This window comes from Ancylobacter sp. Lp-2 (assembly GCF_020523795.1).
GTDB lineage: Bacteria > Pseudomonadota > Alphaproteobacteria > Rhizobiales > Xanthobacteraceae > Ancylobacter.
The window spans coordinates 82972-102273 of the sequence record NZ_JAJALI010000008.1 but is presented as its reverse complement, the minus strand read 5'-3'; the positions used below and the strand labels follow the sequence as shown (position 1 = coordinate 102273).

Annotated in this window: 13 protein-coding genes; 6 read left to right on the top strand and 7 right to left on the bottom strand. The window is 71.3% G+C overall.

Features of this window, described 5'->3' with window-relative positions:
- Nucleotides 1-553 precede the first annotated feature (553 nt).
- The 4 genes from LGR54_RS19200 to hemC all read right to left on the bottom strand — a co-directional run bounded on the left by LGR54_RS19200 (nucleotide 554) and on the right by hemC (nucleotide 5310).
- Nucleotides 554-2137, bottom strand: coding sequence for a heme biosynthesis HemY N-terminal domain-containing protein (locus tag LGR54_RS19200; RefSeq protein ID WP_230363580.1), 1584 nt, complete (start codon nucleotides 2135-2137; stop codon nucleotides 554-556).
- Entirely contained in the window at nucleotides 2134-3531 is a 1398-nt protein-coding gene (locus LGR54_RS19195) for a hypothetical protein (RefSeq protein ID WP_230363579.1), read from the bottom strand. The genes LGR54_RS19200 and LGR54_RS19195 overlap by 4 nt, the downstream gene beginning before the upstream one ends.
- 99 nt (nucleotides 3532-3630) lie before the next feature.
- A complete protein-coding gene (locus LGR54_RS19190) occupies nucleotides 3631-4332 on the bottom strand; it encodes a uroporphyrinogen-III synthase (RefSeq protein WP_230363578.1) in 702 nt (233 codons plus the stop codon).
- 3 nt (nucleotides 4333-4335) lie between these two features.
- Complete coding sequence (gene hemC / locus LGR54_RS19185) at nucleotides 4336-5310, bottom strand: hydroxymethylbilane synthase (RefSeq protein WP_230363577.1); 975 nt, start codon at nucleotides 5308-5310, stop codon at nucleotides 4336-4338.
- 62 nt (nucleotides 5311-5372) lie between these two features.
- Between hemC and tsaD the strand changes: the two genes are divergently transcribed.
- The 5 genes from tsaD to acs all read left to right on the top strand — a co-directional run bounded on the left by tsaD (nucleotide 5373) and on the right by acs (nucleotide 10721).
- On the top strand, nucleotides 5373-6467 hold the full coding sequence (tsaD, locus tag LGR54_RS19180) for a tRNA (adenosine(37)-N6)-threonylcarbamoyltransferase complex transferase subunit TsaD (protein ID WP_230363576.1): 1095 nt from the start codon (nucleotides 5373-5375) through the stop codon (nucleotides 6465-6467).
- Complete coding sequence (locus tag LGR54_RS19175) at nucleotides 6464-7453, top strand: NAD(P)H-dependent glycerol-3-phosphate dehydrogenase (protein WP_230363575.1); 990 nt, start codon at nucleotides 6464-6466, stop codon at nucleotides 7451-7453. Before tsaD ends, LGR54_RS19175 begins: the two co-directional genes overlap by 4 nt.
- An 18-nt stretch (nucleotides 7454-7471) precedes the next feature.
- Nucleotides 7472-7888, top strand: coding sequence for an EVE domain-containing protein (locus tag LGR54_RS19170; protein WP_230363574.1), 417 nt, complete (start codon nucleotides 7472-7474; stop codon nucleotides 7886-7888).
- 50 nt (nucleotides 7889-7938) lie between these two features.
- Nucleotides 7939-8631: a methyltransferase gene (locus tag LGR54_RS19165; protein ID WP_230363573.1), complete on the top strand. Its 693-nt coding sequence runs from the start codon at nucleotides 7939-7941 to the stop codon at nucleotides 8629-8631.
- 134 nt (nucleotides 8632-8765) lie between these two features.
- On the top strand, nucleotides 8766-10721 hold the full coding sequence (gene acs / locus LGR54_RS19160; RefSeq protein WP_230363572.1) for an acetate--CoA ligase: 1956 nt from the start codon (nucleotides 8766-8768) through the stop codon (nucleotides 10719-10721).
- Between the two features lie 11 nt (nucleotides 10722-10732).
- Here the strand turns inward: acs and LGR54_RS19155 are convergent, their stop codons facing one another.
- Both LGR54_RS19155 and LGR54_RS19150 read right to left on the bottom strand, forming a co-directional pair.
- Nucleotides 10733-11503 carry a DUF1796 family putative cysteine peptidase gene (locus tag LGR54_RS19155; protein ID WP_230363571.1) on the bottom strand — a complete coding sequence of 257 codons (771 nt, stop codon included), beginning with the start codon at nucleotides 11501-11503 and terminating at the stop codon, nucleotides 10733-10735.
- Between the two features lie 176 nt (nucleotides 11504-11679).
- The gene (locus LGR54_RS19150) at nucleotides 11680-16521 is read right to left on the bottom strand and encodes an NAD-glutamate dehydrogenase (RefSeq protein ID WP_230363570.1); all 4842 of its coding nucleotides are present in this window, start codon (nucleotides 16519-16521) and stop codon (nucleotides 11680-11682) included.
- A 223-nt stretch (nucleotides 16522-16744) separates the two neighbouring features.
- Here LGR54_RS19150 and LGR54_RS19145 point away from each other — a divergent pair, with 223 nt between their 5' ends.
- Nucleotides 16745-17428, top strand: a complete 684-nt coding sequence (locus LGR54_RS19145; protein ID WP_230363569.1) for an OmpW family protein — start codon at nucleotides 16745-16747, stop codon at nucleotides 17426-17428.
- Nucleotides 17429-17499: 71 nt separating this feature from the next.
- On the opposite strand, the gene purH is transcribed toward LGR54_RS19145, so the two are convergent.
- Nucleotides 17500-19089: a bifunctional phosphoribosylaminoimidazolecarboxamide formyltransferase/IMP cyclohydrolase gene (gene purH, locus LGR54_RS19140; RefSeq protein ID WP_230363568.1), complete on the bottom strand. Its 1590-nt coding sequence runs from the start codon at nucleotides 19087-19089 to the stop codon at nucleotides 17500-17502.
- Between the last annotated feature and the right edge of the window lie 213 nt (nucleotides 19090-19302).

Below are 19302 nucleotides of genomic sequence, written 5' to 3'. Positions count from 1 at the left end.
TATAGGCTTCATCCCCGCCAGAACGGGACGTCCGGTTCGAAGGTGCTTCGTCAGCACCGCGCCGGATGGATGTGGGTCAGGACGGATGTACTCCGGCTCATATCGTGCCCGCCGGCCGCATGACGAGCGGCCGGCCGTCTGGCAGGGGCGGTTTCCCGACAGGGTGACGGTCGCGGCGGTCTCCGCTTTCATGCGGGTTCTCGCTGGAGAGGGGCGTCGCGCCAAGCGCGCGGCGGCTTCGATCGTCGGCGGCCTCACCCTGTCGGGTTCTCCCGCCCAGCAAAGGACTTCCGGTGAAGGCACTGGTGCGAAAGCACATTGCCCGGGCGCTTCGTCGGCGCCCACCGGATGGAGACGGGTCAGGACGGATGTACTCCGGCCCGCCTCATGCCTGCCGGCCGCGTGACGAGCGGTCGGCCGTCCGGCGGGAGCTTGTTTCACAAGCCACATGCGACGGGCCGGGCCATCAGCCTGCCCTGAGCAAAACGACAAAAGGCCGGGCGCTGAGCCCGGCCTTTTGCATATTCAGACCCCACAGCCTGCACTCCGCAACCTACACCCCGAAAGTCGGGCGCTTGCGACCGGGCTCCTCGTCGCCATAGGGCTCCGGCCCCGGATCGTCCGGCAGATAAGGCTCGGCGATCACGCTCGCCGGCGCGGAACGCACCAGCTGCGGCTTCGGCAGCGTCTCGGCCACTGGCGACGGTTCGACGGTCGTCTCCGCCGTCGGCGCCGGCGCGGCGTCGATCACCGGCGCGGCCGGCGCCGGTACCGCCGCCTCGCGGGCCCGGCTCTCCAACGCGGTGGCGATCGCCAGCCGCGCCCGCTCGGCCTCGTCCTCCAGCAGCGGCGTCGCCGCTACGCCCGGCGGCACCTTCCATTCGAAGGCATCGAGCTTGCCGGTCACCGGCGAGATCGGCGCCCAGTGTTCGGAGACCACGCCGTCGGCTACCCAGGCCGGGTCGCGCTGCGCCCGCACCGCCCGTGCCGTCCACTCGCGCGCCTTGCCGACATCGCCGGCTTCCGCTGCCTCCAGCTCCGCCATCAGGAGGCAGGCCCGCTGCGTCGGCGCGGCGGTCAGCGGAGCGAGCGCGGTGCGCGCCACCGGGAATTCCTGCGCGTCAATCCCGGCGCGGGCCAGCGTCATCGCGCTTTCCGAATGCTCCGGCATGCGCGAGGTCAGCGTGCGCACCCGCTTCAGCCGTTCGCGCGCGGCGTCGCCGGGGCGCAGATGCAGATAGGCGTCGGCGAGGCCCGGATGCGGCGTCGCCGCATAGGCGGTCTCCAGCACCTTCGCCGCCTTGCGGGTATCGCCGGCGAGGCCGAGCAGCCGGCCGGCCACCTCGGCGGCCGGCACCAGCGTCGGGGCGAGCCGCGTCGCCTCCACCGCCTTCTCGCGCGCCATGCTCGGATCCGACAGTTCCAGCGCCTGCGCCTGCGCGGCGAGCAGCACCGCCCGCCGCCGACGATGCGACGCCCGGTCGAGCCCGCCATGCGAGGCCTCACGCTCCAGCATGGCCAGCGCGCCGGCGAAATCGCCTTTCACGCAGCGTGCCTCGATCACCGCGTCCGCCGCCCAGGCGAGGCCCGGCTCGTGGCGCGCCGCCTCCTCGGCGGTGACCAGCGCCGCCGCCGTGTCGCCGCGTCGCCGCGCTTCCATGTGCAGGCCGCGCAGGCCGAGCAGCCGGGTCGCCGGCGCCTCGGTCATCGCGCGGAATGTCGCGTCGGCACCGGCGGAATCGCCGGAAAGCTGCGCCGCCTGCGCTGCCAACAGCTGCGCCAGCGGCTCACGGCCGAGGAAACGCGCGGCGTCGTTCGCCGCCCGCCGCGCCCCGACGGCGTCGCCGGAGCCCACCGCGACCAGCCCGCGCGTCACCGCCGCGAAGCCGCGATTGCGCCGCCGGCTGCGCCAGGAGAACGCCAGCATCTCCGGCGAGCGCAGGATCACCCGGATCAGCGTCCACAGGAGGATCGTCGCGGCGAGCAGCACCAGCAGCCCGCTCGCGGCCACCAGCACGCTGGTCTCGATGTGCCAACCCTGCCAGTCGATGGCCACCGCGCCCGGCCGGTCGGCCAGCCAGGCGACACCGAAGGCGACGGCGCCGAGGACGAGGAGATAGATGACGAGGCGTATCACGGCGTCCTCCCGGCGATGTCGGCGATCAGCTGGCTCTTCACCCCGGCCACGGTGGCGAGCGCCGCCTGTCGTGCCTCGATGGCACCGATCACGGCGGCGAGCTTCTGCTTCGAGGCCTCCGGCAGGCCGCCGAGGATGGTCAGCGCCTCCGCGACGTCGCCGCGCTGCAGCGCCTCGTCCGCGGCGTTGATCGCCGGCTCGCTCGACGCCTCGTCGGCGCCGCTGCTGCGACGCACGCTCACCAGCGAGGAGGCGCTGTTCCACAGCTTGTCGACGATGCCGGCATCGGCGGGAGCCGGGGTCGCCGCCCCGGCCGCCGGCGCCTCGGCCAGCGCCGCCTTCAGCCGTCCGGCCAGCACCGGCCCGGACGGCTGCCCGGTGGCGGCGGAGGCCTCCAGCGCCGCCAGACCGGCCACCTTGGCGCCGATCAGCGCGCGGCTCGCCTGCAATTCGTTCTGGTAGGGCACGCCGCCGGCCATTGCCGCCTGCAATGCCCCAAGCGTCGCCAGCCCGGCGGCGGCGCGCGCCGTCTCGGTGCCGGCCTGGCGCTGTGCCGTGACCTCGCTTACGCGGCCTTCAAGCGCCGATACGCGCGCATCCTCGCTCTGGCGCTGGGCGGCGACCTCGCCGACCCGGCCCTCCAGCGTCGCGAGGCGGGCTTCCGCCTGCGCCAGCGCTTCCGGCGAGGCGGCGGGGGCCATCGGCGCGGCCGGCGCCTCGGACAGCGCCGCGATCCGCCCGTCGGCGGCGGCGATCTTGGCGTCGGCGGCGGTGAGGCCGCCTTCCAGTGCCTCGAGGCGCGCGGTCAATTCGGCCGGCACGCTCACTACCGGCGCTGCGGCGGATGCCGACGCGGGCTGGTCGGCGCGCGCCTCCAGCCGCTCGACGCGCTGGCGCAGGTCGAGCGCCCGCGCCTCCAGCTCGGTGAGGGCGTCGATGTTCTGCTCGGCGCTGTAGAAGGTCGAGACCAGCGCGAAGGCGACGGCACCGCCCAGGAGGCCCGAGGCCAGCGCCAGAATGGACGCCCCAACGAGGCCGAGCGACTGGCGCTTGCGGCCCTTCCCATCGGCGGCGACACCGGCGCCGGGCTCGCCGGCAGCGGCGGCCGGGGTCTCCGGACGCGGCGGCGGAGGCGGCGGCGGGGTCAGGTCCTTGGCCGGCAAATCGAGCGTGATCGGCCGCCGGCGCGTCGCGCCGGCCGTCGCCTCGGCGGTCTCCACCGGCTCGGCGTCCACGGTCACCGCCTCGATGGGCGCGGATTCGGACGTGGCGGGCTCAGACGGCTTCGCGGTCGCCGAATCGCCGGCGACGGCATCGGCTGCCGGGATCGTCGGCTCGGTCTTGGCCGGTTCCGTGCCTGTCGGGTTCTGCTTTGCCGCTGGTCGCTTGGCCACCTTGCATCCCTCTTCCGATCTTCACCGCCGGTCCCTTGGGGATAGACCGCCGGGCATCCTGCCGCAACCTCGCGCCAGTCCCCGGCGCGCGATCATGGTTTATGCCGACAATAACGCGAAAAGCGCGTTTTCGTTTGGTGCTGCGGCAATGCGCACCGGCCAGCCCGCCGCCGCCAGCGGTGCCGCCACCTTGGGCGAGAAGCACAGATGCGTGACCCGGCCGAACGCCTCCGCGACGCCGGCCTCGGCCGCCCGCGTCGCCAGCGTCGCCGCCGTGCGCGGGGAGAAATGGAAGGCCGCGTCGATCCACCCTTCCCTAGCGGCAGAAATCGTCGCGTCCGACAGCGCCGGCGCCGGCACCGCGCGATAAAGGGTGAACAATTCCACCATGATGCCGTCGCCCTCCAGCGCCGCGCCGAGATCGACCGCCCGCTCCGCGCCGCAGACATGCAGCAGCCGTGCCCCGCGCGGCAGCTGCTCGCGCAACAGGGCGATCAGCGCCGCGCCGTCGCCGCCGGCGATGTGCGGCACCGGCCCCTCGGGCGCCGCCTGCGCCGTGCGCCAGCCGACGGTGTAGAGCGGCAAATGCCTCAAGCCCGCCCATTCCGCCCGCGCGGCCAGCGCCCGCGCGCCGTTGACGCTGGTCAGCGCCAGCGCGTCGAACCGACCTTCCGGCAGCCTCGCCTCGCTTATCGCCTCGACCGCCAGCATCGGATCGACCAGAGCCGCGTGACCGGCCGCGACCAGCCGCGCCGCCGTGGCGGCGGCGTCGGGCTGCGGTCGCGTCACCAGCACGCGCATCGGTCAGCCCCCGAACAGGCCGGGCGGCACCATGCGCTTCATCTCGCGGCCCCAGCGGTGACCCAGCGTCTCCGCCTCGGCCACCGAACCCTGGCGAACGATCTCGTAATAGGCGCTGCCGTCCGGCTTGAGCACCATGCCGCGAAAGCGCAGCTCGTCCCCGTCCACCTCGGCGAGGCCGCCGATGGGGGTGCGGCAGGAGCCGTCGAGCTCGGCGAGATAGGCGCGCTCCACGGTGACCGCGAGCCCGGTGCGCCCGCACAGCGCCGGGGCGAGCAGCGCCGCGACCTCGTCGTCGCGCTCGCGCGTCTCGATGGCGACCGCCCCTTGCCCCACGGCGGGCAGGAAATCGGCGGTGCCGAGCACCGCGCTCGCCCGCGCCTGAAGGCCCAGCCGGGTCAGCCCGGCCAGCGCCAGCAGCGTGGCGTCGAACTCGCCGGCATCGATCTTGTTCAGCCGGGTCTGCACATTGCCGCGCAGCAGCGCCACCTCGATATCGGGCCGCAGCCGCCGGAGCTGCGCCTCACGGCGAAGTGACGCCGTGCCGACCTTCGCCCCGCGCTTCAGGCTGGCGAGCGGGTGGCCCTCATGCGGCGCCTGCCCGGCGGGCAGGATCAGCGCGTCGCGCACATCGGCGCGCGGCAGGTAGCCGCCGAGCATCAGCCCGTCCGGCAGCCTGGTCGCCATGTCCTTGGCCGAATGCACCGCGAGGTCGATGCGACCGTCGAGCAGCGCCTCCTCCAACTCCTTGGTGAACAGCCCTTTGCCACCGGCCTGCGCCAGCGCCCGGTCGGTGATGGCATCGCCGGTGGTACGGATCACCTCGACCGCGACCGCGCCCTCCTCCCAGCCATGCGCCTTCAGCAGGGCGTCCCGCACCGCATGCGCCTGCCACAACGCCAGCGGGCTGCCGCGCGTGCCGAGCCTCAGCTTCGGTTCGGCCGACCGGGGGGGCTCATGTGGAAGCGATTGCGTCATGAGGTCCTGCGATGCTAGCGGTTCGTCGGGGGTTCAGAACACCGCCCACCCATGGAAAGTCAATGAGCGATCTTCTGCTACTCGGTATCGAGACGACCTGCGACGAGACGGCGGCGGCCGTGGTGCGCCGGCGCGAGGACGGCAGCGGCTCGATCCTGTCCAACATCGTGCTCTCCCAGTTCGACGAACATGCGGCCTATGGCGGCGTGGTGCCGGAGATCGCCGCCCGCGCCCATGTCGAGGTGCTGGACGACGTCGTCGCCCGTGCGCTGCGCGCCGCCGGCGTCACCCTCGCCGAGCTGAGCGGCATCGCCGCCGCCGCCGGGCCGGGGCTGATCGGCGGCGTCATCGTCGGGCTCACCACCGCCAAGGCGCTGGCGCTCGCCGCCCGCAAGCCGCTGGTGGCGGTCAATCATCTCGAAGCGCACGCGCTCACCGCCCGGCTCACCGATTCGGTGCCGTTCCCCTATCTGCTGCTGCTGGTCTCCGGCGGCCACACCCAGCTAGTCTGCGTCACCGGCGTCGGCCGCTACGAGAAGCTCGGCGGCACCATCGACGACGCCATCGGCGAGGCCTTTGACAAGACCGCCAAGATGCTCGGCCTGCCCTATCCCGGCGGCCCGGCGGTGGAGCGCGCCGCGCTCGGCGGCGACCCGAACCGCTTCGCCCTGCCGCGCCCGCTGCTCGGCCGGCCGGAGCCCGACTTCTCGCTGTCCGGCCTCAAGACCGCCGTGCGGCTGGAGGCGCTGAAGATCGCCCCGCTGTCCGACCACGACGTCGAGGATCTCTGCGCCGGCTTCCAGGCCGCCATCGTCGACGTCGTGACCGATCGGGTGCGCTACGGCCTGCGCGCCATGCGCGAGCGCGGTCACGCCTCAAGCGCGCTGGTGCTGGCCGGCGGCGTCGGCGCCAACCAGTCGGTGCGCAAGGCGCTGCACAAGGTGGCTGCCGATGGCGGCACCCGCCTCGCCGTGCCGCCGCCGGAGTTGTGCACCGACAATGGCGCCATGATCGCGTGGGCCGGCGCCGAGCGCCTCGCCCTCGGGCTCAGGGACGGCCTCGATACCCCGCCGCGCGCCCGCTGGCCGCTGGCCGAGGTCGACGCCGTCCAGCATGTCCCCGCCGCCTCGCCCGCCGCGACCTCGCCGCTCACATGAGTGCGCGCTTCCGCCGCATCGGCGTGGTCGGGGCCGGCGCCTGGGGCACGGCGCTCGCCAATGCCGCCGCCCGCGCCGGCCGTGAGGTCGTGCTGTGGGGCCGCGACCGCGGGGCGATGGAGGCGATGGCACGCAATCGCCACAACGAGACGCACCTGCCCGGCGTCGAGCTGGCCGCCTCGGTCGCGCCGCAGGCCTCGCTGCACGCCATGGCGGACTGCGACGCGGTGCTCCTCGTGGTGCCGGCGCAGGCGAGCCGCGAGGTCGCGAGCGCGCTTGCCCCGCATCTGAAGGGCGGTACACCGGTCATCACCTGCGCCAAGGGCATCGAGCGCGGCACCTCGCTGTTCATGACGCAGGTGCTCGCCGAGGCCTGCCCGCGCGCGGTGGCGGGCATTCTCTCCGGTCCGAGCTTCGCCGCCGACGTCGCCGCCGGCCTGCCGACCGCCGTCACCCTCGCCGCCGAGGATTTCGACCTCGCCGAAGCGCTGTGCGCGGCGCTGGGCTCACCATCTTTCCGGCTCTACCACAGCGACGACGTGCGCGGCGTCGAGATCGGCGGCGCCGCCAAGAACGTGCTCGCCATCGCCGCCGGCATCGTCGGCGGCCGCGAACTCGGCGCCAGTGCCGCCGCCGCCCTCATCGCCCGCGGCTTCGCCGAGCTGTCGCGCTTCGGCCGCGCCTTCGGCGCCCGGCCGGAAACGCTGACCGGGCTGTCCGGCCTCGGCGACCTCATCCTCACCTGCTCGACGCCGCAATCGCGCAACTACGCGCTCGGGTTGAGCCTCGGCCGGACCAACGAGTTTCCTCCGAACGGCAAGCTCGCCGAAGGGGCGCTTACCGCTTCCGTGCTGGTGGCGATGGCGGAACGCGCCGGCATCGACATGCCGATCGCCCGCGCCGTCGAGGCCGTGCTGTCCGGGCGCGAGGACATCGAACAGGCCATCGGCTCGCTGCTGGCCCGGCCGCAAAAGGCAGAAACGTGAAACAGGCGGAAGGCTGACATGGCGCACTGGCTCTACAAATCCGAACCCTTCAAGTGGTCTTGGCAGAACCAGCTCGACGCCGGCGCCAAGGGCACTCACTGGGACGGCGTGCGCAACCATCTGGCCAAGCAGCAGTTGCTGGCGATGAAGCTCGGCGATCGCGGCTTCTTCTACCACTCCAACGAGGGCAAGGAGATCGTCGGCATCGTCGAGGTGATCAGGGAGGCCTATCCCGACCCCTCCGATCCGAGCGGCAAATTCGTCATGGTCGACATCAAGGCGGTGGAGAGCCTGCCGAAGCCGGTGACGCTCGCCGACGTCAAGGCCGAGCCGCGTCTGTCGGAGATGGCGCTGATGCGCTTTTCCCGCCTGTCCGTGCAGCCGGTCACCGACGAGGAATGGGACATCGTCCTGTCCATGGCCGGGGCCAAGTGAGTTCTCGGGACGAAGTGACTTCCCAGGACAAAGTGACGTCCCAGGACAAAGTGACTTCCCGGGACGAAGCGAGCCCCCGAAGGATCGAGGATCCCGCCGCCTTCATCCGCGCCGAGACGCGCCCGCGCCCGGTGCCGCTGGTGCCGGAGGTCCGGCTCTACCTCGCCGACGAGGCGGTGCCGATCTGGCAGCGCACCGAGGAGGAATTGGGCGAGATCGGCCTGCCGCCGCCGTTCTGGGCCTTCGCCTGGGCCGGCGGGCAGGCATTGGCCCGCCACGTGCTGGACCATCCCGAGATCGTCGCCGGCAAACGGGTGCTGGACTTCGCCTCCGGCTCCGGCCTCGTCGCCATCGCCGCCCGCCTCGCCGGGGCGCGCGCGGTGGAGGTGGCCGACATCGATCCCTTCGCCCGCGCCGCCATCGCGCTCAATGCCGGATTGAACGCCGCCGACGCCATCACCCCCTGCCCCGACGACGTCCTCGGCCGCGACGAGGGCTGGGAAGTGGTGCTGGCCGGCGACATCGCCTATGAGCGCGACCTCGCGGCACGGGTGTTCGCCTGGCTGGAAGCACTGGCGGCGCGCGGCGCGCAGGTGTGGATCGGCGATCCCGGCCGCTCCTATCTGCCGCGCGAGCGACTGGAGAAGCTCGCCGAATATGGCGTGCCGGTCTCGCGCGAGCTTGAGGACAGCGAAATCAAGCACACCGCCGTCTGGCGCCCGAAACCGGTCGGTCGGCCCTAGGCGGCCTGACCTAGGGATCACTACATACCGACCAAAGTCTCGCGCCTCCCATGCTTGTCGCCGGGAGGCGGCCTGCCCATAATTCCTTAGAAGCAAGATAAGGCGCGCCAGCGCAGGGGTGAAGGAAAACGCCAATGTCTGAAAAGATTTACGATGTTCCGGCCGCGTGGGCGCAGCGGGCTTTCCTCGACGATCACGCCTACCGGGCGAAGTACGAGGCCTCGGTGCACGACCCCGAGGCCTTCTGGGGCGAGGAAGGCAAGCGGATCGAGTGGTTCGAGCCCTACACGGTGGTGAAGAACACCTCCTTCGCGCCCGGCGCGGTGTCGATCAAATGGTTCGAGGACGGCGTGACCAACGTCGCCTGGAACTGCATCGACCGGCATCTGGAGACGCGTGGCGACCAGGTGGCGATCATCTGGGAGGGCGACGACCCGTCCCAGTCGCGCAAGATCACCTATCAGGAACTGCATGACGAGGTGTGCCGCTTCGCCAATGTGCTGCGCAACCGCAATGTCGAGAAGGGCGACCGGGTCACCATCTACCTGCCGATGATCCCGGAGGCCGCCTTCGCCATGCTGGCCTGCGCCCGGCTCGGCGCGGTGCATTCCATCGTCTTCGCCGGCTTCTCGCCGGACAGCCTGGCGAGCCGCATCCGCGACTGCGCCTCCAAGGTCGTCATCACCGCCGACGAAGGCCTGCGCGGCGGCCGCAAGGTGCCGCTGAAGGCCAATGTCGATGCCGCCATCGCCAAGGTCGAAGGCGGCGTCGACCACGTCATCGTGGTCAAGCGCACCGGCGGCAAGGTCGAGATGGAGCCGGGCCGCGACGTCTGGTACCACGCCGCCGCCGACCTGGTGACCAGCGAGTGCCCGGCGACGCCGATGAACGCCGAGGACCCGCTGTTCATCCTCTACACCTCCGGCTCGACCGGCACGCCGAAGGGCGTGCTGCACACCACCGGCGGCTACCTCGTCTACGCCTCGATGACGCACCAATATGTCTTCGACTATCACGAGGGCGACATCTACTGGTGCACGGCGGATGTCGGCTGGGTCACCGGCCACAGCTACATCGTCTATGGCCCGCTCGCCAACGGCGCCACCACGCTGATGTTCGAGGGCGTGCCGAACTACCCGACCAATTCCCGCTTCTGGGAGGTCATCGACAAGCACCAGGTCAACATCTTCTACACCGCGCCCACCGCCATCCGCGCGCTGATGCAGGCAGGCGACGAGCCGGTGAAGAAGACGTCGCGCGCGTCGCTGCGCCTGCTCGGCTCGGTCGGCGAGCCGATCAACCCGGAAGCCTGGGAATGGTATCACCGCGTGGTCGGCGACGACCGCTGCCCGATCGTCGACACCTGGTGGCAGACCGAGACCGGCGGCATTCTCATCACCCCGCTGCCCGGCGCCACGCGGCTGAAGCCCGGCTCGGCGACGCAGCCTTTCTTCGGCGTGGTGCCGCAGGTGGTGGATGCCGAAGGCAAGGTGCTGGAGGGCGCCTGCGAGGGCAACCTCGTCATCGCGGATAGCTGGCCCGGCCAGATGCGCACGGTCTATGGCGACCATGAGCGCTTCATGCAGACCTATTTCTCCACCTATCCCGGCAAGTACTTCACCGGCGACGGCTGCCGGCGCGACGCCGACGGCTATTACTGGATCACCGGCCGCGTCGACGACGTCATCAACGTCTCCGGCCACCGCATGGGCACGGCCGAGGTGGAAAGCGCCCTCGTCGCCCACCCCAAGGTGTCGGAAGCCGCCGTGGTCGGCTATCCGCACGACATCAAGGGCCAGGGCATCTACGCCTATGTGACGCTGATGGCCGAGATCGAGCCGAGCGACGAACTGCGCAAGGAACTCGTCGCCTGGGTGCGTCGCGAGATCGGCCCGATCGCCTCGCCGGACCTCGTGCAGTTCGCCCCTGGCCTGCCCAAGACCCGCTCGGGCAAGATCATGCGCCGCATCCTGCGCAAGATCGCCGAGGATGAGTTCGGCAATCTCGGCGACACCTCGACGCTGGCCGATCCGGCCGTTGTGACCGACCTGATCTCCCAGCGCCAGAACAAGAAGCCCGCGGTGGCCTGAGGCGCTGCGTCTCAGTCGGCGCCGCGCTGCAAGGCCCGGCGCCGCCGCACGGCGCGGCGGATCGCGGCGGCGAGCGAGGAGGCCCTCGCGAAGCTCGCCCGCAGATCCTCGATGCCGAAATCGTCGCCGGGCGCCCGGCAGACGATGCCGTGTGCCCGGAACACCTCGTTCCAGCCCCGCCGTGAGCCGAGATCCCTGCGATCGCGATAGCATGGCACCTGCGCCGCGATCAGCCAGGGTCGCGGCGCCACCGGCGGGTAGTCGAGCAGCAGCAGCCTCGGATCGGCCGCGAAGCGCGACAGCGCGGCATGGAGGCGGTCGAGCGTCGCCTCCAGCGCCGCTCCCTCCACATCGTAGCGCGGGCTGCGCTGGCGCACGAACAGCGTCGTGCCCGAGGCGCAGTCGGCGATCAGGCGATGATGGAGCGCGTGGTATTTCGGGACGAGACGACGCTCGATGTCCGCCGCGTCCATGGCGAGCACATCCTCGCCTGCGGAAAATTCGTGCTGGTGGATCGTCTCGGAGAGACGCGAACAGAAGGCCGGAAGCTTGCCGCGCCCGGTCGGTACCTTGACGATGTGGACGGCCGCGAACACCTCAGCCGCCCCCACCTCCAGCACGGTGAGCACACCGTGAAACGGCGTGTCCCACCAGTCGAAAGGGTAGGCGCGGCCCGTGCGCGACAGGCGGCGCGCCTGATAGGCCACCTCGCACAAGGCGCCGAGACTGACGATCCGGTCGACCGCCAGAAGCGGCTCGACCGGCGGGGAAAAGGGCCACATGGCGGAGGTCCCTGCCCATCCGATGATCGGAGGCGGGATGTCCGATGAACGCCGGAGGCGACACCCGGCCGGCAGGAACTCGCCCGCCGCCCGGATATCGGTCCACGCTCAAGGCTGACACAAGACCCGCATGTGCCGCACAGGCAAAAGGCGCGCCAGTCCAGCCCTACTCTTGCCTACCCCCGCACCAGGTCGCCGAGCAGGCTCGCCGCCACCGACAGCTTGGAGACGCTGAGGCCGGAGCCGGCGATCTCGTGCACGGCGGCGCGGGTGCGCTCCACTTCCACCACGCGTGCCGCTGCCCAGGCGGCGACGCCCTCGGCGCCGGGACCGTGGTTCTCGATCACCTCGGCGGTGAGCCGCCGCACCGCGATCTCGAAGGCGACCAGCGCCCGCTCCAGCGCCAGCCGGTCGTAATAGTCGCTCACCGCCAGCCCGCGCGCCGCCGACAGGACGCGGTCGAGGCGGAAATGCAGCCCCACGGCGAAGAAGGTGGTGGCGACGTCGGGGATCGACGCCTGGGTGCGGTCGGCGATCAGCACGATGTCGGTGGCGTTCTCCACCGCCGGCAACCGGCCGACCCGGCGCGCCAGTTCCTCCGGCACGCCGGCCTGCGTCCACTGGGCGATGCGGGCATCGTGGGTCGCCCGCGTCTCCTCCGGGATCAGCTCGCGCACCCTGCCCTTCAGCGCCTCCACCACCGGCGGCACCCCGGCGGCGTAGTGCGCCACCAGCTCGTCGAGGCTGTGGCGCAGGTCGACATTGCGCAGGAACCACACGGTGCGGTCGAGCAGCAGCTCCTGCACCGCCGCGTAGAGGTCGAGCTGCACCGCGCCGGCGGTGTGCCCGTCCAGCGCGTCGATCGCCCGGTTGAGGCCGTCGAGGTCGAAGCCGTCGCGCACCACCGCGAAGGCCTTGGCGATCGAACCGACATCGGCGCCGGTGGCATCGGCGAGCCGCGACAGGAAGGCCGGCCCGCCATGGTTGATCAGCGCGTTGGACAGCCGCGTGGCGATGATGTCGCGACGCAGCCGGTGCCCCTCGACGCCGTCGGGGAAGCGGGCATTGAGCTCCGGCGGGAAATAGGCGGTGAGCTCGCGGGCGAGATAGGGATCGTCCGGCACGTCGGTGTCGAGCAGGTCGGCATGCGCGGTGAGCTTGGCATAGGCCAGCAGCACCGCGAGTTCCGGCCGCGTCAGCCCCTCGCCGCGCCCGCGCCGCTCGTTGATCTCGGCGTCGCCCGGCAGGTATTCGACGGCGCGGTCGAGTAGGCCGCGCTCCTCCAGCCGCTGCATCAGCCGCTGGTGGAAGGTCAGGTCGGGATGCGCGTGCTGCTCGGCGAGCGAGAGCGCCAGCGTCTGCAGATAGTTGTTGCGCAGCACCAGCGCCGCCACCTCGTCGGTCATCGAGGCCAGCAGCGCGGCGCGGGCGCCGGCATCGAGCCTTCCGTCGCGGGTGGCGCCGCCCAGCGCGATCTTGATGTTCACCTCGACGTCGGAGGTGTTCACCCCGGCGGAATTGTCGATGGCGTCGGTGTTGAGCCGCACCCCGCGCTTGGCCGCCTCGATGCGGGCGCGCTGGGTGACGCCGAGATTGGCGCCCTCGCCGATCACCTTGGCCCGCAGATCGGCGGCGGCGATGCGCACCGCGTCATTGGCGCGGTCGCCGGCCTGGGCGTCGGTCTCAGCGGAGGCGCGGATATAGGTGCCGATACCGCCGAACCACAGCAGGTCCACCGGCGCGCGCAGGATGGCGCTGATCACCTCGGCCGGCGAGGCGGAGGAGCGGTCGAAGCCGAGCGCCTCGCGCACCGCCGGGGCGAGCGGGATGCTCTTGGCCGCGCGCGAATAAACGCCGCCACCCGACGAGATCAGCGCCTTGTCGTAGTCCTGCCAGGAGGAACGCGGCAGCGCGAACAGCCTCTGGCGCTCCTTGAGCGAAGCAACCGGGTCCGGCGTCGGGTCGAGGAAGATGTCGCGATGGTCGAAGGCCGCGACCAGCTTGATGGTGTTCTCCAACAGCATGCCGTTGCCGAACACGTCGCCCGACATGTCGCCGACGCCGGCGACGGTGAACGGCGTCACCCTGATGTCGGTGTCCATCTCGCGGAAATGCCGGCGCACCGCCTCCCAGGCGCCGCGCGCGGTGATGCCCATGCCCTTGTGGTCGTAGCCGACCGATCCGCCCGACGCGAAGGCGTCGCCCAGCCAGAAGCCCCGCGCCTCGGAAAGGCCGTTGGCGGTGTCGGAGAAGGTCGCGGTGCCCTTGTCGGCGGCGACCACCAGATAGGGGTCGTCCTCGTCATGGCGCACCACGCGCGGCGGATGGTCGATCTCGGCGCCGTCGATATTGTCGGTGAGATCGAGCAGCGAGGAGACGAACAGCTTGTAAGCCTCCGTCCCCTCGGCCTGCACCGCCTCGCGCGGACCGGAGGGCAGCTGCTTGGGCACGAAGCCGCCCTTGGCGCCCACCGGCACGATCACCGCGTTCTTCACCTGCTGCGCCTTGACGAGGCCGAGCACCTCGGTGCGGAAGTCCTGCGGCCGGTCGGACCAGCGCAGGCCGCCGCGCGCCACCCGGCCGAAGCGCAGATGGATGCCCTCGACGCGCGGCGAGTGCACGAAGATCTCGAACAGCGGCTTGGGCAGCGGCAGGCCTTCCACCGCGTGGCTGAGGAACTTCACCGCGATGGCCGGCTTGGCCTCGCCATTGGCCGTGGTCTGGAAGAAATTGCTGCGCACCGCCGCCATGATCAGGCTGGCGAAGGCGCGCAGGATGCGGTCGTCGTCGAGGCTCGCCACCTCGGCGAGCGCCGCCTCGATCTCGCTTTGGATCGCCGCCGCGCGTCCCGCGCGATCGCCGTCGGCCGCCGGGTCGAAGCGGGCGTGGAACAGCGCCACCAGCCGGTCGACGATCGCCGGATGGGCGTTCAGCGCCGTCCACAGATAATCCTGGCTGTAGGGCGAACCGATCTGCCGGAGATACCGCGCCAGCGTGCGGACGAGCGCGATGTCGCGCCAGTCGAGGCGGGCATTGAGCACCAGCGCGTTGAAGCCGTCGCTTTCCGCCTGGCCGCGCAGCACCGCCATCAGGCAGGCATGCAGGCGGTGCTCCAGCACGTCGAGGTCGATCTCGCCGCCGCCGCGCCGGGCGAGCAGCATGTCGTGCACATAGACCGGCGCGAGCCCGTCCGGCTCAACGGTGAAGGTGCGCTCGTCGACGACGAGGAAGCCCATCGCCTCAAGCAGCGGCACCCGCTCGGATAGCAGGCGCGGCACCTTGTAGCTCAGCACCTTCAGCCCGGCCCGCTCGCCGGCGCCGCCCTCCGGCTTGTGGAAATCGACGGCGACCGGCGCGGCCTCGCCCAGCCGCTCGATCAGCCTGAGATCGGCGAGCGCGGTCTGCGGCGTGTTGCTGTCCTGGTAGCCGGCGGGAAAGGCGCGACCGTAGCGCGCCCGCAGCCGCCCCGCCGTCTCCGGCGGGTAGACGAGGCCGATGGCGCCGCCGAACACGTCCTCCCAGGTGCGGATGATCTCTGCCACCTGCGCTTCCAGCTCGGCGCGGCCGGGATCGGCCTGCGCGGTGCCCTCGTCGCGCTCGATGGTGAAGTGCACGCGGGTCAACGGCCCGTCGAGGAACAGCGGCTTGAAGGCGACCACCCGGCCGCCGAAGCTCGCCGCCAAGAGGTCGCCGATGCGCTGGCGCACCTCCGAGCCGTAGCGGTCGCGCGGCACATAGACCAGCACCGAGACGAAGCGGTCGAAGCGCTCGCGCCAGGCCAGCACCCGCACGCGCGGATGCTCGTCGAGCTGGAGGATGGCGAGGGCGAAGTGGAACAGCGTGCCCTCGTCGATCTGGAACAGCTCGTCGCGCGGGAAATGCTCGAGCACGCTGGCCAGCGCCTTGCCGGAATGGCTCGACGGATCGAAGCCGGCGCGCTCGATCACCCGCTGCACCTTGCGGCGCAGCAGCGGGATCACCGCCAGCGAGCGCGTATAGGCGGTGGAGGTGAACAGGCCGGCGATGGCGAGCCCGCCGATCACCTTCCCCTGCGCGTCGTAGCGCTTGACCACCACCACATCCATCCAGGTGCGGCGATGCACCTGCGCCAGCGTGCGCGAGCGGGTGACCACCACCGGGCTCGCCTCGGCGAGCACCAGCGACAGGTCGGCGCTCACCGCCTTGGGATCGAGCTGGCGGCGGAACAGCCGCATCTCCTCGTCGGCGAGCAGGCCGAACGCCTGCTCCATGCGGCGGGAGAACATCCGGGTGCCGCTGTCGAGGTCGTAGTGGCGGGCGCCGAGGAAGGTGAAATTGTCGGCCAGCAGCCATTCGAGGAAGGCGATCGCCTCGGCCACCTCGTCGGCCGGCACGTTAGGGGGGGCCGCGCGCAGCCCGGCCACCGCCGCCTCGACCTCGCCGAGCATCCGCTTCCAGTCGGTCACGGCGGCGCGCACCTGGGCGAGGATCGCCGCCAGCTCGGCCGCCAGCGCCTCGCGCTCGCCGGCATCGGCGAGGCGCGGCACATGGATGTGGATCAGGCTCTCGCGCGTCTGGCGCGGGTCCTTCACCGCCCCCTGCGCGGCGACGCCGACCAATTCGCCGTCCCGCTCGCGCTCGACCTTGAAGATCGGGTGCACCACCAGCGAGGCGGTGAGGTTGCGCTCGTTCAGCGCCGCCATCACCGAATCGAGCAGGAAGGGCATGTCGTCATTGACGATCTCGACGACGCTCACCTCGCCGAGCCGCTCGCCGCCCGCCACTGCCTGCGGCAACTCGACGCGCACATCGGCGACGCCCGGCCGGCGCCGGACCAGATGCTCATGGGCGCGGCGGGCCAGCTCGGCCAACTCCTGCGCGGTGTAGAGCCGCACATCCTCCGCCGCCGCCCGCCCGAACAGCCGGCTGGCGAAACGCGGCGGCATGTCGTCCGTCGCCTGCGTGATCAGATCCGCCTGTTCCACCAGCTGGCGCGCCGCGCGCTCGTCTTCACTGGCGAGAAAGCCTTCGACACCCATGTCCGTCTCCTACCTCGGTCCGCGCGCCGCGGGCGGCGGCCGGCCTATCGTTGGTCCGGCTTCTGACGGCCGGATGACGACCTTAGCCCTGTTGCCGGAGCGTCACACCCGGCGACGCGATCCTAGCCGATTGAGATGTATCAAATTTAGGCGACCCCGGGCGTTCCAGAACCACGGGGCGGCCTGTTGCGCCGCGACATCGGGCGGGCACAGGGGAAAGCACATGTCCAGAGCGCTTCAGGCCATCACCATCGCCGCGATCGCGGCCGGTCTCACCGCGGCGCCGGCCCTCGCCGCCGACATCGCCAGCACGCCGCCGGTCTACAAGGCGCCCGCCCCGGTAGCGGAGAAGAGCCCGTGGCAGATCCGCCTGCGCCTGCTCGGCGTGCTTCCGGATGGCGGCGGCAAGGTGAACGGCGTGCCCGGCTCGGATCTCGACTATTCCGATTCGGTGGTGCCGGAACTCGACATCACCTACTACTTCACCGACAACTGGGCGGCCGAACTGATCCTCGGCGTCACGCCGCACGACATCGACGGCGCCGGCTCGCTGTCCGCCCTCGGCAAGATCGGCGAGGCCTGGCTGCTGCCGCCGACCCTCACCCTGCAATACCACTTCACCGATTTCGGCGCCTTCAAGCCCTATGTCGGCGCCGGCGTGAACTACACCATCTTCTTCGACCAGAAGGCCGACGCCGCCGACAGCCTCGACGTGCACGACACTTGGGGCTGGGCGCTGCAGGTCGGCTTCGACTACATGATCGACGCGCATTGGGGCTTCAACGTCGACGTCAAGAAGCTGTTCCTCAAGCCGGATTTCGACGTCACCGTCGCCGGCGCGGCGCTGACCGGCACCGCCGACCTCAACCCGTGGATCGTCGGCGTCGGCGTCACCTACCGCTTCTGAGCGGTTCGCCTCCCCAAAAGCAAAGGGCCGGTTCGCACCGGCCCTTTTTCATTGCGCGAAAGCCCAACGCCTCAGTGGCGGAAGTGGCGCACGCCGGTGAACACCATGGCGACATTCGCCTCGTCGGCGGCGGCGATTACGTCGGCGTCGCGGATCGAGCCGCCCGGCTGGATCACCGCGGTGGCGCCCGCCTCGATGGCGGTGAGCAACCCGTCGGCAAAGGGGAAGAAGGCATCGGAGGCCACCACGCTGCCGCGCGTCAGCGGCGCCGCGAGCCCGGCGGCCTCGGCGGCGTCGATCGCCTTGCGGGCGGCGATTCGCGCCGAATCCACCCGGCTCATCTGCCCGGCGCCGATGCCGACCGTGGCGAGGTCCTTGGCGTAGACGATGGCATTGGACTTCACATGCTTGGCGACGCGGAAGGCAAAGGCGAGGTCGGCAAGCTCGGCATTGGTCGGCGCCCGCTTGGTCACCACCTTCAGCTCCATGTCGTCGACCACCGCATTGTCGCGCGACTGAACCAGCAGCCCGCCGGCCAGCGACTTCACCGCCAGCCCCTTCGCGCGCGGGTCGGGCAGCGCGCCGGTCACCAGCAGGCGCAGGTTCTTCTTGCCGGCGACGATGGCCGCCGCCTCCTCGGTGGCGTCGGGGGCGACGATCACCTCGGTGAAGATCTCGACGATCGCGCGGGCTGCCTCGGCGTCCAGCGTGCGGTTCAGCGCCACGATGCCGCCAAAGGCCGAGGTCGGGTCGCAGGCCAGCGCCTTGCGATAGGCCTCGACGAGGCTGGCGCCTTCCGCGACGCCGCAGGGATTGGCGTGCTTGACGATGACCACCGCCGGGGCGCGGGCGGGATCGAACTCGGCCACCGCCTCGAAGGCGGCGTCGGTGTCGTTGAGGTTGTTGTAGGAGAGCGACTTGCCCTGCAGCTGGCGGGCGGTGGCCACGCCCGGACGGGCGCCGCCGGAGAGGTAGAACGAGGCCGACTGGTGCGGGTTCTCGCCGTAGCGCAGTTCCTCGGCCAGCTTGCCGGCGAACAGCCGCGCCGGCGGGGCGGTGTCGGCTTCCACCGAGGTGAACCATTCGGCGATGGCGCCGTCATAGGCGGCGGTGCGGGCAAAGGCGGCGCGGGCGAGGTGCCGGCGGGTGGCGCCAGTGGTACCGCCCTCGGTCGCGATCTCGGCCAGCACCACCTCATAGGACGAGGGGTCGACCACCACGGTCACGTCGCCATGGTTCTTGGCGGCGGCGCGGATCATCGCCGGCCCGCCGACATCGATATTCTCCACGCAGTCGTCGAAGCCGGCGCCGCGCGCGACCGTCTCCTCGAAGGGGTAGAGATTCACCACCACGAGGTCGATCGGGCCGATGCCGTGCTCTTCCATCGCCGCCTTGTGGGCGGCGTCGGCGCGCACGGCGAGGATGCCGCCATGCACCTTGGGGTGCAGCGTCTTCACCCGTCCGTCCATCATCTCGGGAAAGCCGGTGACCTCGGAGACGTCGCGGACGGCGAGCCCCGCCTCCTTCAGCGTCCGGCTGGTGCCGCCGGTCGACACCAGCTCGACGCCGTGCGCGGCGAGCTTGCGGGCGAAGTCGACCAGCCCGGTCTTGTCGGAGACCGAGAGCAGCGCGCGGGTGATGGGGCGGATGTCGAGCGACATGATGAGTGGCCCAGGTTTGTTGCAGGACGCCTATGGCGGATCGGCTGGCCCGTATCACGGATCGCCCCCGGCGTTAACCCTTCGCCGGTGCAGCCCTGCCGTGCGGCGGTGCGGGACGGAAGGGTGATGCCGTCGCGGACCGGCGCCGGCCCAACTGTGTGCCCCACGATGGGAGAACCGATCCGGGCGGCGATCTTCTCCCTCTCCCCGAGG

Excerpts from the sequence above, each read along its gene's own strand:
- LGR54_RS19150 (WP_230363570.1), bottom strand. The coding sequence starts at position 16,521 with ATGGGTGTCGAAGGCTTTCTCGCCAGTGAAGACGAGCGCGCGGCGCGC.
- LGR54_RS19145 (WP_230363569.1), top strand. The coding sequence starts at position 16,745 with ATGTCCAGAGCGCTTCAGGCCATCACCATCGCCGCGATCGCGGCCGGT.
- purH (WP_230363568.1), bottom strand. The coding sequence starts at position 19,089 with ATGTCGCTCGACATCCGCCCCATCACCCGCGCGCTGCTCTCGGTCTCC.
- LGR54_RS19170 (WP_230363574.1), top strand. The coding sequence starts at position 7,472 with ATGGCGCACTGGCTCTACAAATCCGAACCCTTCAAGTGGTCTTGGCAG.
- LGR54_RS19175 (WP_230363575.1), top strand. The coding sequence starts at position 6,464 with ATGAGTGCGCGCTTCCGCCGCATCGGCGTGGTCGGGGCCGGCGCCTGG.
- LGR54_RS19155 (WP_230363571.1), bottom strand. The coding sequence starts at position 11,503 with ATGTGGCCCTTTTCCCCGCCGGTCGAGCCGCTTCTGGCGGTCGACCGG.
- acs (WP_230363572.1), top strand. The coding sequence starts at position 8,766 with ATGTCTGAAAAGATTTACGATGTTCCGGCCGCGTGGGCGCAGCGGGCT.
- tsaD (WP_230363576.1), top strand. The coding sequence starts at position 5,373 with ATGAGCGATCTTCTGCTACTCGGTATCGAGACGACCTGCGACGAGACG.
- LGR54_RS19190 (WP_230363578.1), bottom strand. The coding sequence starts at position 4,332 with ATGCGCGTGCTGGTGACGCGACCGCAGCCCGACGCCGCCGCCACGGCG.
- hemC (WP_230363577.1), bottom strand. The coding sequence starts at position 5,310 with ATGACGCAATCGCTTCCACATGAGCCCCCCCGGTCGGCCGAACCGAAG.